This is a genomic window from Streptomyces chromofuscus (assembly GCF_015160875.1).
GTDB classification, from domain to species: Bacteria; Actinomycetota; Actinomycetes; order Streptomycetales; family Streptomycetaceae; genus Streptomyces; species Streptomyces chromofuscus.
Map to the genome: position 1 here is coordinate 1,865,664 of NZ_CP063374.1, position 14,827 is coordinate 1,880,490.

Here is a 14,827-nt window from a genome sequence, read left to right on the forward strand (position 1 = left end):
GCTGCTCGCTCACGCGATCGGCGTCGCGCCGGGGCGCGCCCCGGCGTCCGACGGCCGGAGCGCGCCGTCCGTGGCCCCCGGCGACGGCGGCGTCCGCCGCCCGCCGAGCGTGCCGCGGGTCAGCAGGAACTGCGCGGCGAGGTACGTGAGCATGATCCACAGGTCCGGCCGGGGCAGCTGCGGCCAGTCGGCCACGCCGGTGGCGATGAGCGTGTCGGAGAGCAGGAACAGCGCGCCGCCGAGCCCGGCGACGAGACCGAGCCGGGTGAGGGCGCCGTGGGCCATGGCGGCGAGCAGCGCGCTGTAGGCCGCCACGGGGACGCGCAGGTCGGCGGGCAGGTCGGGCCAGAGCAGGGCGACGGTCGCGGTGAGGGCGGCGGCGTAGCCGAGGGCGACCAGGCCCGCACGCGCGCGTGGAGCTGCCTCCTCGGGGTGCACGTCGACGGCCGAGGCGTCAAAGCCCGCACGCGCGCGTGGTGCGGTCTCGCGCCGCCCGTGTGCCCGGAAGAGGGCGAGGTAGCACACGTGTCCCACGGCGAAGGAGGCCATCCCGGCGAGGAAGGCCGGCTCGGCGTCCGACAGGAGCAGCACGTCCCCGCCCCAGCCGAACAGCAGGGCGACGACGAGCAGCCGGGGCGCGCCGCGCAGGGCGGCCCAGGTGGCCAGGAGCGGCATCAGGAGCGGCTTGGCGACGGTGTGCCCGGCCTCGAAGCCGGTGGCGAGGGAGGCGAGGTCGACGGCGGCGGCGACGCCGAAGGCGGCCAGGACCGCCGGAGCGGCGTCGGCGCGCGGGACGCGGAGGGCGCTCACGCGGCCGCGCTCTCCCCGGCCGGTGCCCGCGGCGGCGCGGGCGACGGCGCCTGCGCCGGCTGCCAGCCCGGCCCGCGGAACAGCCGCCCCGCGCGCTCGCGCCAACCGCGGGCCGCCCTCAGGTCCCTGGCGATGGAGACGTATTCGTGGGTGGCGACCTTCAGCGGGTTGTACGTGTTGATGTTCTTGGTCAGTCCGTACACCGGCCGCTCGGTCTCGGCGACGAAGGAGCCGAAGAGGCGGTCCCAGACGATGAGGATCCCGCCGAAGTTGCGGTCAAGGTAGCCGCCTTGGGAGGCGTGGTGGACCCGGTGGTGGGAGGGCGTGTTGAACACGAACTCGAACCAGCGGGGCATCCTGTCGATCCGCTCGGTGTGGATCCAGAACTGGTAGACGAGGTTCGCGGAGGAGCAGAACGCCAGCGCGGCCGGGTGCACGCCGAGAGCGATCAGAGGCACGTAGAACGGCCACACGGTCAAGGACGTCCACGGCTGGCGCAGCGCGGTGGTCAGGTTGAACTTCTCACTCGAGTGGTGGACCACGTGACAGGCCCACAGGATGCGGACGACGTGGTGTCCCCGGTGCGACCAGTAGTAGAAGAAGTCCTGCGCGAGCAGCATCGGCAGGACGGTCCACCACAGCACGGGCACACGCAGCGGCGTCAGCTCGTAGACCGCCGTGTAGATGGCGACGACCGGGATCTTCCACAGCAGGTCGAAGAAGAGGCTGCCGAGTCCCATGGTGACGCTCGTGGCGGCGTCCTTGGCCTCGTAGCCGGCCGCGTCCTCGTCCGGGTGGAGACGGACGCTGATCATCTCGATGACGGCGAGCAGCACGAAGGCCGGTATGGACCAGACCACGACATTGGGGAGGTTCGGCATGGGTGCACCGTAGGACCCCCACACCGCCAGGGCTAGGGGTTGTTACCGACAAGTATTACCGTGGGTACGCGCTTGCTTGTTGGCGATCTCCGCCAATGGCGCGCACCTGACCGGCCGTCACGCCCGCGGGGGTGGGGCGTCTCGCGAACGGCCGGGCGGGGCAGGAGACCTGACGGGCAGCGGTGTCGGTGCCGGCCCGTATCCTCAGTGACCATGCTCGAAGACCGTACGACCGCAGCGCCCTCCCCGACAGTCTGGCCGGCCGCGTATCCGCGTGGATACGCGGTCGTTGACGTGGAGACCACGGGCCTGGCCCGGGACGACCGGATCATCTCCGCGGCGGTCTACCGGCTGGACGGACGCGGTGAGGTCGAGGACCACTGGTACACGCTGGTGAATCCGGAGCGCGACCCGGGGCCGGTGTGGATCCACGGCCTGACGAGCGAGGCGCTCGAAGGGGCGCCGCTCTTCGCCGACGTCGCGGAGGAGTTCGCGACCCGGCTGGAGGGCCGGGTGCTCGTCGCGCACAACGCGGTGTTCGACTGGCAGATGATCGCCCGTGAGTACGCGCGCGTGCGGCGCGAGGCGCCGGTGCGTCAGCGGCTGTGCACCATCGCCCTGTCCAAGGCGCTGGAACTGCCGCTGCCCAACCACAAGCTGGAGTCGCTGGCCGCCCACTTCGGCGTCGTCCAGCGGCGGGCGCACCACGCGCTGGACGACGCGCGCGTGCTGGCGGAGGCGTTCCGGCCGAGCCTGCGGGCCGCGGCCGAGGGGTGCCTGCGGCTGCCGCTGCACGAGTGCCGGCCGCTGACCGAGTGGGTGGAGCGGCCCGCGGCCCGGATCGGGCAGCAGCCGGGCGGACACGGCGGTTACAGCGGCTACCGCCCGGGCGGTTGGCGTCCGTCGCGCAAGCGGCCCGCCTGCCCGTACCCCAACCCGGGGCGGTACGAAGAGGGCAAACGCCTCAAGCAGGGCATGCGGATCGCCTTCTCCGGGGACACCTCCGTCGAACGCGAGCTGCTGGAGGACCGCGCCGTCGAGGCCGGTCTGCATGTCGCGACGAGCCTGTCCCGGCTGACGAGCCTGCTCGTCACGAACGACCCGGACTCGGGCACCTCGAAGGTCGTCAAGGCCCGGCAGTACGGCACGCCGGTGGTCGACGAGGCGGCCTTCGGGCAGCTCCTGGGGGATGTGGAACCGGCGTCGGAGGCGTGACCGTACGGACGGGTGATTGGCACGCGACTCGCCCGGCGCCCGCTCGCCCGCGCCCCGGGGACGGCTCACCCTGTGGCGCATGGCGACTTGCGAGGTTTGCGGCAACAACTACGGAATGACCTTCGAGGTCCACGCGCAGGGCGCGGTGCACGTCTTCGACTGCTTCGCCTGCGCGATCCACCGCATGGCACCGATCTGCGAGCACTGCCGGGTCCAGATCATCGGACAGGGCGTCGAGGTCGAGGGCCACTGGTACTGCGGCGCCCACTGCGCCCGCGCGGAGGGGAGGGTGGGCATCGTCGACCGCGTCTGAGCCCCGGGGAGCCTGCCCCCACCCACCCCCACCCACCGCACCCCACGGTCCGAGATGTACGGTCGTGGGGTGTACCGCTTCCTGTTGTCCCGGCAGTGGGTGATCCTCACCCTCGTCGTCCTCGCGCTGATCCCGACGATGATCGAGCTGGGCTTCTGGCAGCTGCACCGGCACGAGCGCAGGGTTGCGCTGAACCACGTGATCGCCGAGTCGCTGGCCGCCGAGCCCGTGCCGGTCGAGTCGCTGACCTCGCCCGGCGCCGCGGTCCAGGACGCGGACCTGTACCGGCGCGTGACCGCGCAGGGGCGTTTCGACACCGCGGACGAGGTCGTCGTACGCCGCCGTACCAACGCGGACGACAAGGTCGGCTACCACGTGCTGACCCCCTTCGTGCTCACCGACGGCAAGGTGCTGCTGGTCAACCGGGGCTGGGTGCCCTCCGACGGGCTCAGCCAGACGGCGTTCCCGAAGATCCCGGCGCCCCCGCGGGGTGAGATCACCGTCACCGGGCGGCTGATGCCCGACCAGACGACGGCCGAGAGCGGCATCAAGAACGTCGAGGGCCTGCCGGACCGGCAGATCATGCTGATCGACAGCGAGCGGGAGGGCGAGCGCCTCGGCAGGCAGGTCCTCGGCGGGTACGTCGAACTGACCGAGCCCGAGCCGCAGGGCGACACACCCGAGCTGATCCCCGCGCCGGACCACGACAGCATCGGCAACCACATGGCGTACGCCATCCAGTGGTGGCTGTTCTCCGCGGGCGTCCCCGTCGGCTGGGTGATCCTGGTCCGCCGCGAGGCCCGGGACCGCGCGCAGGCGGCGGCCGAGCAGCAGCGGCGACAGGAGACGGCGCCGGCGCCGGTGTAGCCCGCGCGCCGTGCCGCACCACCGCCGGGACGGGTCGCGCGCCCCCCAACCCGGTCCTCGCCCGATTGTCCGGGCGGTCCTCCGGGAACCCGCACTCCGTGCACCAGCCCACCAGGATCTCCGCCGAGGACATCGCCAAGAGCCGCATCGAGGACTACGCCCTCATCGGTGACGAGCAGACCGCCGCACTCGTCGGCAGGGACGGCTCCGTCGACTGGCTGTGCCTGCCCCGCTTCGACTCGGCCGCCTGCTTCGCCAAGCTGCTCGGCGACGAGGAGAACGGCCACTGGCGCATCGGCCCCAGGGACGCCGAGGACGCCGACGGCACCCCACGCGGCTGCACACGGCGTGCCTACCGGCCCGGCACGCTGGTCCTGGACACCGAGTGGGACACCCCGGAGGGCTCCGTCCGGGTCACCGACCTGATGCCGCAGCGCGACCGCTCCCCCGACCTGGTACGCGTCGTGGAGGGCCTCAGCGGTCGCGTGACCGTCCGCAGCACGCTGCGCCTGCGGTTCGACTACGGCTCGATCGTGCCGTGGATGCGCAGGTCGGACGGCCACCGGGTGGCCGTCGCCGGCCCGGACTCGGCGTGGCTGCGCAGCGAACCGCCCGTGCCCACCTGGGGCGAGAAGTTCGGAACGCACTCGGAGTTCACGATCGGCGCGGGCGAGAAGGTCGCGTTCGTGCTCACCTGGCACCCCTCCCACGAGCCGCGCCCGCCCCTCGTCGACCCGCACGAGGCACTGCGTCACAGCGTGGCGGACTGGCAGGCCTGGTCGGCCCGCTGCCGCTACGACGGCCCGCACCGGGACACCGTGCTCCGCTCGCTGATCACCCTGAAGGCCCTCACCTACGCCCCGACCGGCGGCATCGTGGCGGCGCCCACCACCTCCCTGCCGGAGGAGATCGGCGGCGTGCGCAACTGGGACTACCGCTACTGCTGGCTGCGTGACTCCACCCTCAACCTGGGCGCCCTGCTGGCAGCCGGCTACCACGAGGAGGCCGAGGCCTGGCGCGACTGGCTGGTGCGCGCGGTCGCGGGCGCCCCGGCGGACCTGCAGATCATGTACGGGCTGGCCGGCGAGCGACGGCTGCCCGAGGCGGCGTTGCCCTGGCTGACCGGTTTCGCCGGTTCCGCCCCCGTCCGGATCGGCAACGACGCCGTGCGGCAGCTCCAGCTGGACGTGTACGGCCAGGTGATGGACTCGCTGTCCCTGGCGCGGACGTCGGGGATGACGGTCAAGCCGCACATGTGGCCACTCCAGTGCGCCCTGATGGACTGGCTGCGGTCGGCGTGGCGGCAGCCCGACGAGGGGGTGTGGGAGGTGCGCGGCGGCCGCCGGCAGTTCGTGCACTCCAAGGTGATGGTGTGGGTGGCCGCCGACCGCGCGGTGCGCACCATGGAACGGCATCCGGAGCTGAAGGGCGATCTGGAGGGCTGGCGGGAGATGCGCGAGGAGGTGCACCGGGAGGTGTGCGAGCGGGGCTACGACCCCGGGCGGAACACCTTCACGCAGTTCTACGGCTCCCGTGAACTCGACGCCGCCACACTGCTCATCCCGCGGGTGGGCTTCCTGCCACCGGACGACCCACGCGTGACGGGCACCATCGACGCGGTCCGCGCCGAGCTCTGCGAGGGCGGCTTCCTGCACCGCTACAGCGCCGACCGCACGGGCGTCGACGGCCTGCCCGGCGGCGAGGGCGCCTTCCTGGTGTGCTCGTTCTGGCTCGCGGACGCGCTGCACACTACGGGCCGCGGGAAGGAGGCCCGCGAGTTGTTCGAACGGCTGGTGGGTCTGGCGAACGACGTGGGGCTGCTGGCCGAGGAGTACGACCCGGTGTCCGGCCGTCAGCTCGGCAACTTCCCGCAGGCGTTCAGCCACATCGGCCTGGTGAACACGGCCCTCGCCCTGTTCGGGGACGAGGGGGCAGGATAGGGCCCATGGATCTTGGACTGAAGGACCGGGTGTACGTCGTCACCGGGGCCACCCGCGGGCTGGGCAACGCCTCCGCGCGTGCGCTGCTGGCCGACGGCGCGAAAGTCGTCGTCACGGGGCGGGACGAGGAGCGGGTCGCCGCGACGGCGGCGGAGCTGGGGCCGAACGCGCACGGGGTGGCCGTGGACAACGCCGACCCGGAGGCGGCGGCGCGGGTGATCGGTGCCGCGCGGGAACGGTTCGGCGGGTTCGACGGGATTCTCGTGAGCGTGGGCGGCCCGCCCGCGGGGTTCGTCGCCGACAACACCGACGAGCAGTGGCAAGGGGCGTTCGAGTCGGTGTTCCTCGGCGCGGTGCGGCTGGCCCGTGCGGCGGCGGCGGAGCTGGAGGCCGGGGGCGTCATCGGGTTCGTGCTGTCGGGGTCGGTGTACGAGCCGATTCCGGGGCTGACGATCTCCAACGGGCTCAGGCCCGGGCTGGCCGGGTTCGCCAAGTCCCTGTCGGACGAGCTGGGTCCGCGGGGCATCCGGGTGGTGGGCCTGCTGCCGGGGCGGATCGACACGGACCGGGTCCGGGAGCTGGACGCGCTGTCGGCGGATCCCGAGGCCACCCGGGCGGCCAGTGAGTCACGCATTCCGCTGCGGCGGTACGGCGCGCCGGAGGAGTTCGGGCGCACGGCGGCCTTCCTGCTGTCGCCGGCCGCGTCGTACCTGACCGGGGTCATGGTGCCGGTGGACGGTGGGGCACGGCACGGCTTCTGAGGCCGTCAACCGACCCTTTCCGCCGGGTGCCTGACGCCCTTCAGGCGCACTTCCGCCGGCAGTGACGCCAGCCCCGCCGAGTTGCGGGCGTGGGCGAGCGCCCGGGTCGTCAGATGGTGCAGCGCCTCCCCCGGGTCCACATGGGGCTCCAGCAGGAGCCTCGTGCGGGCCGCGGGGGCGCTGCGGCGGCCCGTGAGGCGCACCTGGGCGCGGGAGACACCGTCGAGGGCGCCGGCCTCGTCGGCGAGTACGTGCTCCAGGGCCCGGCCCCGCAGCAGCGCGCCCTCGCCGTCGCCGGTGTCGACCAGCACCTCCGCCAGCCGGCGCCGGCGCACCGCCGCGACCAGCCACCACAGGGCCAGCAGGACGAGCACCGCGAGGGCGGCGAGCACGGCCGGCCACCACCAGCCGGCGTCCCGCCACCGGGTCCGCTCGGCGCCGCTGAGCAGGACGTCGTCGCGGCTGTCGTGGATCCACCAGGACGGCGCCTCGACTCCCAGCCCGACGGCCAGCACCGCACCGCCGAGCGCGAGCAGCACGAGTCCCACGAGGCCGAGCAGTACCCGGTTGACGGTCCTGAGCACCGTCCTCACCCCTTCCGGCCGGGCCGCCGGACGTGCACCGACAGCGCGGGGCGGCGGGACAGGCCCAGCGCCCGGATCGCGTCGGCAAGCACGTCGTCCAGGTCGGCGCGTACGTCGTCCAGTTCACGGAAGTGCGACACCGCCCGCACGTCGGCCCGTCGGCGGCGCATCCGCACCCGTACCGACTGCACGCCGGACACCTCCATGGCCCGGTCGCGCAGGACGGTCGCGGCGGCCCCCCGGTGCAGTCCGGCGCGGACGTCGGGGTGCGTGCGCCGCATCGGCAGGACGTCGCGCAGTCCGGGTGTGGCGGCGAGCACGAGCAGCCACAGGCCGAGGGCCGCGGCGACGCCCGCGCCGACCAGGACCCAGATGTCGTCGAGGGGGCGTTCGGCGAGCTGCCGGGCCAGTTCGCGGCGCCAGAACATGGCCGGGCGGCCGGCGCGCACGGCTGCGATGTCGTAGAGGAAGACACCGGCCAGGGCCAGGAGCAGTGCGGCGACGACGGCCGCGGGAACGCGGCGGGCGGACCAGAAGCGGTGGGTCCTGCCGTCGTCGCCGTCGAGTCCGGGCCGGGGCTCGTAGGCGGCCGCGGACGCGGACTGGCCCAGGTCCGGCTCGGTCTTCTCGATCACCGGCAGTCTCTGTGTGCCCTCGGAGCCCTGGGGCTCGCTCATCGCGTCCTCCCCTGTGCCGCGTACGCCGCCGCCAGGTGCAACCGCTCCACGTGGACGGCGACCTCCGGAACCTCCATTCCCACCAACGCGCCTACCCGCTCGACGACATGACGACGCACCTCCCCGCACCGGGAGCCGATGTCGCTGGGGTAGTCGAGTTCGAGATGGACACGGACGCGGGCGGTGTCGTGGTGGGTGACGACCGTGGCGTTCGGACGGGCCGCCTCGCGCGGGAGCCTTCCGACGGCCTCGCTCGCGGCCTGCGCGGCGATCTTCGCCACCACCCGGTCGGCGACCGTGGTCTGCCCGCGCTCGCCCGCCGGGATGACGGTGCCCGTCGCCCGGGGTTCGACGGCCCCGCTGCTCACCGACGTCACCGCCGCCGGTCGCGGGTGCGGAAGAAGTCGCCGACTTCGAGGTCCCCTTCCAGGAACCGGCCGACGACGAACCCGACGGCGCCCAGCGCCGCCACCAGCACGAACGCGCCGAACCCGCCGAAATACCCGGCGAAGCCCAGCGCCATTCCGGCGATCATGCCGACCACGGCCCTGCTCATCGTGCGCTCCTCAGCTCGTAGCCGTGCGGGTCGTTCGGGCCCGTTTGGGTGTATTCGCTGCTATTCTGACGCATTACGGCCTCTGGGTGACGGTACGTCACTGGATTCGGGGTTCCGGTTCCTCTTCCTCGTCCTCCGGGAGCTTGACGTCGCTCACCGCGATGTTGACCTCGACGACCTCCAGGCCGGTCATCCGCTCGACGGCCGCGACGACGTTCTCCCGCACGCCGCGTGCCACGTCCGCGATCGACACGCCGTACTCGACGACGATCTCCAGGTCGAGAGCGGTCTGCACCTCGCCGACCTCGGCCTTCACCCCGCGCGTCACGGACTTCGACCCGCCGGGCACCCGGTCCCGCACGGCCCCGAAGGTGCGGCTCAGTCCGCTGCCCATCGCGTGGACGCCCTCGACGTCGCGGGCGGCGAGCCCGGCGATCTTCTCCACGACCCCGTCGGCGATGGTGGTCCTGCCCCGGGTTCCCGGTTCCCCGCCGCCGCGCCTGACGGGCTTGCGGATCTGCGCCGGCGGCTCGGTCTCGCCTTCGGCCGTCTGCGTCCCGTTGGGGTCCATGTCGGTCATCGCCGTGCGTCCTTCCGTCGTCCTGCGACCACGGTAAGTGAGGCTCCGAGGTCCCGCGCCGGGAATGCGGCACGCTGGAGCAATGACGGCGGACCGATGGACACAGGCAGTACAACAGCAGCTGGGCCTCGGCCGACTGCTCCCGCTGGGCGGGCCGCGCGACGGCGCGTGGATCTCCGAGGGGGCGGCCGGGACGGTCCTGCGGCGCGCGGCGGAGGCGGTGCCGGGGGTGCGCGTCGGCGCGCTCCGGATCGCCCTGGCCGACCCGGACGCCGCCCAGGCCCCCGCCGTACCCCCGCCACCGAGCGCCCTGCCGCCGGGTCCGCTCCGGCTGACGGCCGACTTCGCGGCCACGGCGACCGAGCCGCTGCCGACGACGGCCGACCGGTTGCGTACGACGCTGTCGACGGCCGCGACGGAACGGCTCGGGCTGACGGTGACGGAGGTCGACCTGCGGGTGACGGCCCTGCTGGAGGACGAGACGGAACCCGGCGCCGCCCGACCGCCGCAACCGGCTCGGGCGCGGCGACCCGGGGAAGGCGAGGCGGGAGCGGTCGCCGCCGCGGCCCTCGCGGTGCCGGGCGTCACCTGCCTGACCGGCGTGCTGGGCGGGGCGGGCCGGGCGGTGCACATCGAGGAGAGCCCGGGTGGCGCCGCGCTGCCGCGTCGTCACGTCCGGGTGGAGCTGGCCGTCGACGCGGACCACCGGGCCGTCGAGGTGGCCCGCAAGGTCCGCACCAGGGTGGGCATCGCGCTCCGGGATCACCCGACCGTGGCGGTACTGATCACGGCGGTGGGGTGAGGCGTCACTCGCCCAGGCCCGCGAGGTCCCGCAACCTCCGTGCCTGCGCGGCGCGTTCGGCGACGCGCTGTTCCTCGTACGTCCGCTCCCCCGCGCCGCGCAGCAACGCCTTGGTCTCGATCACCGCGTCGCGCGGCGCGGCGAGCAGCGCGGCCGTGAGATCGCGGACCGCGTCGTCGAGTTCGGCCGCCGGCACGGCGACGTTCGCCAGCCCGGTGGTCACGGCCTCGCCGGCCTGGACGAAGCGTCCCGTGGCGCAGATCTCCAGCGCACGGGCGTAGCCGACGAGCCCGACCAGCGGATGAGTGCCGGTCAGGTCCGGGACCAGGCCCAGGCTGGTCTCGCGCATGGCGAACTGCACATCGTCGGCGACGACGCGCAGGTCACAGGCGAGGGCGAGCTGGAAGCCCGCGCCGATGGCATGCCCCTGCACGGCGGCGACGGAGACGATGTCGCTGCGCCGCCACCAGGTGAACGCCTCCTGGTACTCGGCGATGGTCGCGTCCAACTCCGCGTCGCTGCCGCGCGCGAGGTCGATGAAGGACGGCTCGCCGTCGAAGCCCTCGGGAGTGAAGGCCTGCCGGTCGAGGCCCGCCGAGAAGGACTTGCCCTCGGCACGCAGCACGACCACACGGACGGTTCCCGGCAGCAGCCGACCCGCCTCGCCCAGCGCCCGCCACAGAGCGGGGCTCTGCGCGTTGCGCTTGTCCGGGTTGGTCAGCGTCACCGTGGCGATCGCGTCGTCGACGGTGAGCCGTACGCCGTCCTTGTCGAGTACCGGGTCGAGCGAAGCCATGGGGCGCCTCCGATGGGTGCGGTCATCGTGAGTGCCGTACCGAGGCACTCATAAGTGACTGCACAGTAACCACCCAGCCGATCACCGGACCGACCGGGTGGCCACCGTCGAAGTCGAGGGGCGCACCCGGGGGTCAGGCCGAAGCGGCCTTCTTGCCCCGCGTCGCCCCGCCACGCCCACGGAGCGTGACGCCCGACTCGCTGAGCATGCGGTGCACGAAGCCATACGAGCGGCCGGTCTCCTCGGCCAACGCCCGGATGCTCGCACCGGCGTCGTACTTCTTCTTCAGGTCTGCCGCGAGCTTGTCGCGCGCGGCGCCGGTCACCCGGCTGCCCTTCTTCAGAGTCTCGGCCACCCGTGCCTCCTCATGGGAAGTGCGCTCTGGTCCCCTCATGATCACCCCTCCGGGCCTTCATGGCCACCCATTCGGCAAGGTCCGTGGGACAGGGTTGTGACGACAGGAGCGCATCCCCACAAGCGGAATCTGTGGTTCCTAGGAGTGGCGCGCATACGGCCGAACGGGTTGTCCCGTGAAGTGGCAGGTCAGGAACGCGGCACAGCCGAACTCTTGTCGATAAAGGGACGCACCGGAAATTCGGTGTAGGACACACCCGGGTACGAGGAGATCTCACACAGATGATGGATCACGGCTAGGCCGAATGATCCATACGCAGTGGATCAACCATTCGAACACGCCGCGCTGACCGGTTGATCAAGCGATCAACCGGCAGGCGGGTGTGCGAGTGATCACCAGCGCGTGTGCGGGTGGTCAGGCGAGGGCGACCAGGTCCGCGTAGTCCGCGCCCCACAGATCCTCGACGCCGTCCGGCAGCAGGATGATCCGCTCCGGCTGGAGCGCCTCCACGGCGCCCTCGTCGTGGGTGACGAGGACGACCGCGCCCTTGTAGGTGCGCAGCGCACCGAGGATCTCCTCGCGGCTGGCCGGGTCGAGGTTGTTGGTCGGCTCGTCGAGGAGCAGCACGTTCGCCGACGACACCACCAGCGTGGCGAGGGCGAGCCGGGTCTTCTCACCGCCGGAGAGGACTCCGGCCGGCTTGTCGACGTCGTCGCCGGAGAACAGGAACGAGCCGAGCACCTTGCGGACCTCGACCAGGTCCATGTCGGGCGCGGCGGAGCGCATGTTCTCCAGGACCGTGCGGTCGGGGTCGAGGGTCTCGTGCTCCTGGGCGTAGTAGCCCAGCTTCAGGCCGTGGCCGGGGGTCACCTGGCCGGTGTCCGGCTTCTCCACCCCGGCGAGCAGACGCAGCAGGGTGGTCTTGCCGGCGCCGTTGAGGCCGAGGATGACCACGCGGGAGCCCTTGTCGATGGCCAGGTCGACGTCGGTGAAGATCTCCAGCGAGCCGTACGACTTGGACAGCCCCTCGGCGGTCAGCGGGGTCCTGCCGCAGGGCGCGGGCTCGGGGAAGCGCAGCTTGGCCACCTTGTCGGACTGGCGCACCGCTTCGAGACCGGCCAGCAGCTTGTCCGCGCGGCGGGCCATGTTCTGCGCGGCGACCGTCTTGGTGGCCTTGGCGCGCATCTTGTCGGCCTGCGAATGCAGGGCGGCGGCCTTCTTCTCGGCATTGGCGCGCTCGCGCTTGCGGCGCTTCTCGTCGGCCTCGCGCTGCTGCTGGTAGAGCTTCCAGCCCATGTTGTAGATGTCGATCTGGGCGCGGTTGGCGTCCAGGTAGAACACCTTGTTGACGACCGTCTCGACCAGGTCGACGTCGTGCGAGATGACGATGAAGCCGCCGCGGTAGGTCTTGAGGTAGTCGCGCAGCCAGATGATCGAGTCCGCGTCGAGGTGGTTCGTTGGCTCGTCGAGCAGGAGTGTGTCCGCGTCCGAGAACAGGATCCGGGCCAGCTCGATACGGCGGCGCTGACCGCCGGAGAGCGTGTGCAGGGGCTGGCCGAGCACCCGGTCGGGCAGGTTCAGCGCGGCGGCGATGGTGGCGGCCTCGGCCTCGGCGGCGTACCCGCCCTTGGTCAGGAACTCCGTCTCCTGCCGCTCGTACTGCTTCATCGCCTTCTCGCGGGTGGCGCCCTTGCCGCTGGCGATGCGCTGCTCGTTGTCGCGCATCTTGCGGATCAGCACGTCCAGACCGCGCGCGGAGAGGATGCGGTCACGGGCGAGTATGTCGAGGTCGCCGGTGCGGGGGTCCTGCGGGAGGTAGCCGACCTCGCCGGAGCGGGTGACGGCGCCCGCGGCGGGGATGCCCTCGCCCGCCAGCACCTTGGTGAGGGTGGTCTTGCCGGCGCCGTTGCGGCCGACCAGGCCGATGCGGTCGCCCTTGGCGACACGGAAAGTGGCGGACTCGATGAGGACGCGGGCACCGGCGCGCAGCTCGATACCGGAGGCGGAGATCACGGACAGACTCCAGGGCGGGTTGGTGGCGGGACAGGCGGCTGAGGACGTTCCCGCCGTCTAATGCGCGAGGAGAATGGCCATAGGGCCAGTCTAACGGGGTGCTGCAACCAGTTTTCGCGGGTTCGTTCGTTCGTCCGGGCCGCCGGGGTGGGTGTTCGGGTCATGGGGGGGTGATGTCCGGAGTCGGGTGCGGGCCTTCGGGACCTGCGAGCGAGGCTTCCGTGTGCGGGGGCGGCGGGGCCTCGGTCTGCGAGGGCGGCGGGCTTTGCGGGCGGTGGCCCGGTGCGGCGTTGCCCAGGGGGGGGCGTTGCGGGGTGACGCGGCCCAGGTCGTCGACGGCGACGAGCTGGGCGGTCCAGGCGGCGCGTGCGCAGGGCTGGGCGATCAGCAGGACCCCGCCGCGGCGGAGCGCGCGTTCGGGCCGGAAGACGCACCCCCGGCGGGCGGGCAGCACCCAGCGCAGGTCGCCGTCGGCCGTGCGGTACGCCGCGACGCGGCGCGGGGTGACGGCGGCGAGGATGCCGCGTCCCAGGGGGCGCAGGACGCCGGTGCCGCCGTGCGCCGGAAGCCAGTCGGCGGCCGCCGGCAGCGCGCGGTGCCAGCGGACGGAGGTGCCGTCGGTGTCGGTGACCAGCCCGTCGTCCCAGAGCGTGAGCACCTCCCCGCGTGTGAGGAGCACGCTCAGGGGGCGGCGGGCCTCGCGGGTGTAGCGCCAGCGCACCGCGCCGGTGGCCCGGTCGTACGCCTCGACGGCCGCCCTGCGGATGCGCAGGTGCGGCGCGGAGTGCTGCACGCGCGCGTGCACGGTGAGGCGGTCGCCGTAAGGAGCCGGCCGGGACTGGTGGGCCGTGGCGAGGAGCGGGGCCGTGAGGACCAGGGCGGCGACGGTCGTCAGGAGGCGGCGGGCGCGCGCAGCGGCCGGGAGGACGGCGGGTGCCGTGTCCGGGCGGAGGGGATCGTTCGGCATCGCCTCGGCCGGCAGGACGACCACCGGGCTCCCTTCGACGACCGTGCTCGCGGACAGGCGCAGAGCGTAGCCAGGGGTGCGCGGCGCCGCCGGGAGGTGACGGGCCCGCGGTGGGCGCGTCGCCCGTTCGGCCGCTCGTCCGGCGCCGGACGGGCGGAGGCCCGGTGAGAGCGGTGCCTGGGGGCGGTGGCCGAGGGTGGTGTCTCTGTCAGTGGCGGATGCCAGGATGAGTCCACGGTTCGCGGTCCCGACACACGAAGGAGTGATCGGCATGGCAGGCACGAGCGGTGGTGGACCGAGCATCTACCCGACGGTGCTCTACGCGGACGCGAAGGCGGCGATCAAACAGCTGACGGAGGCCCTGGGCTTCACGGAACTGGCCGTGTACGAGGGCGAGGGCGGCACCGTGACCCACGCCGAGCTGGCGCAGGGCAACGGCGCGGTGATGATCGGCTCGAAGGGGAGCGGCGGGCTCTACGACACGGTGATGAAGGACGCGGGTCCGGCCGGGGTGTACGTCGTGGTGGACGACGTCGACGCACACCACCAGCGGGCCCTGGACCACGGCGTGGAGATCCTGATGCCCCCGACGGACCAGGACTACGGGTCGCGCGACTACATGGCCCGGGACGCCGAGGGCAACGTCTGGAGCTTCGGCACGTACGCACCCCGGACAGGCGACTGACCTCGCCCACCCGGCGACCGAGCGG

18 protein-coding genes are annotated in these 14,827 nt (G+C 72.8%); 7 read left to right on the plus strand and 11 right to left on the minus strand.

Going from position 1 to position 14,827, the window contains the following annotated elements; all coding sequences use genetic code 11:
- Positions 1 to 9: 9 nt before the first annotated feature.
- Together IPT68_RS08405 and IPT68_RS08410 are read right to left on the minus strand one after the other, a co-directional pair.
- Positions 10 to 810 carry a lysoplasmalogenase gene (locus tag IPT68_RS08405; RefSeq protein ID WP_189701852.1) on the minus strand — a complete coding sequence of 267 codons (801 nt, stop codon included), beginning with the start codon at positions 808 to 810 and terminating at the stop codon, positions 10 to 12.
- The gene (locus IPT68_RS08410) at positions 807 to 1,691 is read right to left on the minus strand and encodes a sterol desaturase family protein (protein WP_189701851.1); all 885 of its coding nucleotides are present in this window, start codon (positions 1,689 to 1,691) and stop codon (positions 807 to 809) included. The genes IPT68_RS08405 and IPT68_RS08410 overlap by 4 nt, the downstream gene beginning before the upstream one ends.
- A gap of 213 nt (positions 1,692 to 1,904) precedes the next feature.
- Here IPT68_RS08410 and IPT68_RS08415 point away from each other — a divergent pair, with 213 nt between their 5' ends.
- The 5 genes from IPT68_RS08415 (at position 1,905) to IPT68_RS08435 (ending at position 6,787) form a co-directional block, all read left to right on the plus strand.
- The gene (locus IPT68_RS08415) at positions 1,905 to 2,906 is read left to right on the plus strand and encodes a DEDDh family exonuclease (RefSeq protein WP_189701850.1); all 1,002 of its coding nucleotides are present in this window, start codon (positions 1,905 to 1,907) and stop codon (positions 2,904 to 2,906) included.
- Positions 2,907 to 2,985: 79 nt separating this feature from the next.
- Entirely contained in the window at positions 2,986 to 3,219 is a 234-nt protein-coding gene (locus tag IPT68_RS08420) for a hypothetical protein (protein ID WP_141309083.1), read from the plus strand.
- Positions 3,220 to 3,288: 69 nt separating this feature from the next.
- Positions 3,289 to 4,086, plus strand: a complete 798-nt coding sequence (locus IPT68_RS08425; protein WP_189701849.1) for an SURF1 family cytochrome oxidase biogenesis protein — start codon at positions 3,289 to 3,291, stop codon at positions 4,084 to 4,086.
- Between the two features lie 98 nt (positions 4,087 to 4,184).
- Positions 4,185 to 6,026, plus strand: coding sequence for a glycoside hydrolase family 15 protein (locus IPT68_RS08430; protein WP_228040319.1), 1,842 nt, complete (start codon positions 4,185 to 4,187; stop codon positions 6,024 to 6,026).
- A gap of 5 nt (positions 6,027 to 6,031) precedes the next feature.
- The gene (locus IPT68_RS08435; RefSeq protein WP_189701848.1) at positions 6,032 to 6,787 is read left to right on the plus strand and encodes an SDR family oxidoreductase; all 756 of its coding nucleotides are present in this window, start codon (positions 6,032 to 6,034) and stop codon (positions 6,785 to 6,787) included.
- A gap of 5 nt (positions 6,788 to 6,792) precedes the next feature.
- Here IPT68_RS08435 and amaP read toward each other — a convergent pair whose 3' ends face one another.
- The 5 genes from amaP to IPT68_RS08460 form a co-directional block, all read right to left on the minus strand.
- Positions 6,793 to 7,380 carry an alkaline shock response membrane anchor protein AmaP gene (gene amaP / locus IPT68_RS08440; protein ID WP_189701847.1) on the minus strand — a complete coding sequence of 196 codons (588 nt, stop codon included), beginning with the start codon at positions 7,378 to 7,380 and terminating at the stop codon, positions 6,793 to 6,795.
- On the minus strand, positions 7,377 to 8,048 hold the full coding sequence (locus tag IPT68_RS08445) for a DUF6286 domain-containing protein (protein ID WP_189701846.1): 672 nt from the start codon (positions 8,046 to 8,048) through the stop codon (positions 7,377 to 7,379). Before IPT68_RS08445 ends, amaP begins: the two co-directional genes overlap by 4 nt.
- Positions 8,045 to 8,425 carry an Asp23/Gls24 family envelope stress response protein gene (locus IPT68_RS08450; RefSeq protein ID WP_189701845.1) on the minus strand — a complete coding sequence of 127 codons (381 nt, stop codon included), beginning with the start codon at positions 8,423 to 8,425 and terminating at the stop codon, positions 8,045 to 8,047. Before IPT68_RS08450 ends, IPT68_RS08445 begins: the two co-directional genes overlap by 4 nt.
- A complete protein-coding gene (locus tag IPT68_RS08455) occupies positions 8,422 to 8,604 on the minus strand; it encodes a hypothetical protein (protein WP_189701844.1) in 183 nt (60 codons plus the stop codon). The genes IPT68_RS08450 and IPT68_RS08455 overlap by 4 nt, the downstream gene beginning before the upstream one ends.
- A 97-nt stretch (positions 8,605 to 8,701) precedes the next feature.
- The gene (locus tag IPT68_RS08460; protein WP_189701843.1) at positions 8,702 to 9,184 is read right to left on the minus strand and encodes an Asp23/Gls24 family envelope stress response protein; all 483 of its coding nucleotides are present in this window, start codon (positions 9,182 to 9,184) and stop codon (positions 8,702 to 8,704) included.
- An 82-nt stretch (positions 9,185 to 9,266) separates the two neighbouring features.
- Here IPT68_RS08460 and IPT68_RS08465 point away from each other — a divergent pair, with 82 nt between their 5' ends.
- On the plus strand, positions 9,267 to 9,986 hold the full coding sequence (locus IPT68_RS08465) for a nucleopolyhedrovirus P10 family protein (protein WP_194074062.1): 720 nt from the start codon (positions 9,267 to 9,269) through the stop codon (positions 9,984 to 9,986).
- 4 nt (positions 9,987 to 9,990) lie between these two features.
- Here IPT68_RS08465 and IPT68_RS08470 read toward each other — a convergent pair whose 3' ends face one another.
- The 4 genes from IPT68_RS08470 to IPT68_RS08485 form a co-directional block, all read right to left on the minus strand.
- Positions 9,991 to 10,782: an enoyl-CoA hydratase/isomerase family protein gene (locus IPT68_RS08470; protein ID WP_189698762.1), complete on the minus strand. Its 792-nt coding sequence runs from the start codon at positions 10,780 to 10,782 to the stop codon at positions 9,991 to 9,993.
- Positions 10,783 to 10,915: 133 nt separating this feature from the next.
- Positions 10,916 to 11,137: a helix-turn-helix domain-containing protein gene (locus IPT68_RS08475; protein ID WP_018567695.1), complete on the minus strand. Its 222-nt coding sequence runs from the start codon at positions 11,135 to 11,137 to the stop codon at positions 10,916 to 10,918.
- Between the two features lie 414 nt (positions 11,138 to 11,551).
- Complete coding sequence (locus IPT68_RS08480; protein ID WP_189698763.1) at positions 11,552 to 13,150, minus strand: ABC-F family ATP-binding cassette domain-containing protein; 1,599 nt, start codon at positions 13,148 to 13,150, stop codon at positions 11,552 to 11,554.
- Positions 13,151 to 13,310: 160 nt separating this feature from the next.
- Positions 13,311 to 14,141 carry a PQQ-like beta-propeller repeat protein gene (locus IPT68_RS08485; protein ID WP_228040321.1) on the minus strand — a complete coding sequence of 277 codons (831 nt, stop codon included), beginning with the start codon at positions 14,139 to 14,141 and terminating at the stop codon, positions 13,311 to 13,313.
- Positions 14,142 to 14,388: 247 nt separating this feature from the next.
- On the opposite strand from IPT68_RS08485, the gene IPT68_RS08490 reads away from it, so the two are divergent.
- Positions 14,389 to 14,802 carry a VOC family protein gene (locus IPT68_RS08490; RefSeq protein WP_189698764.1) on the plus strand — a complete coding sequence of 138 codons (414 nt, stop codon included), beginning with the start codon at positions 14,389 to 14,391 and terminating at the stop codon, positions 14,800 to 14,802.
- The last annotated feature ends 25 nt before the right edge of the window (positions 14,803 to 14,827 follow it).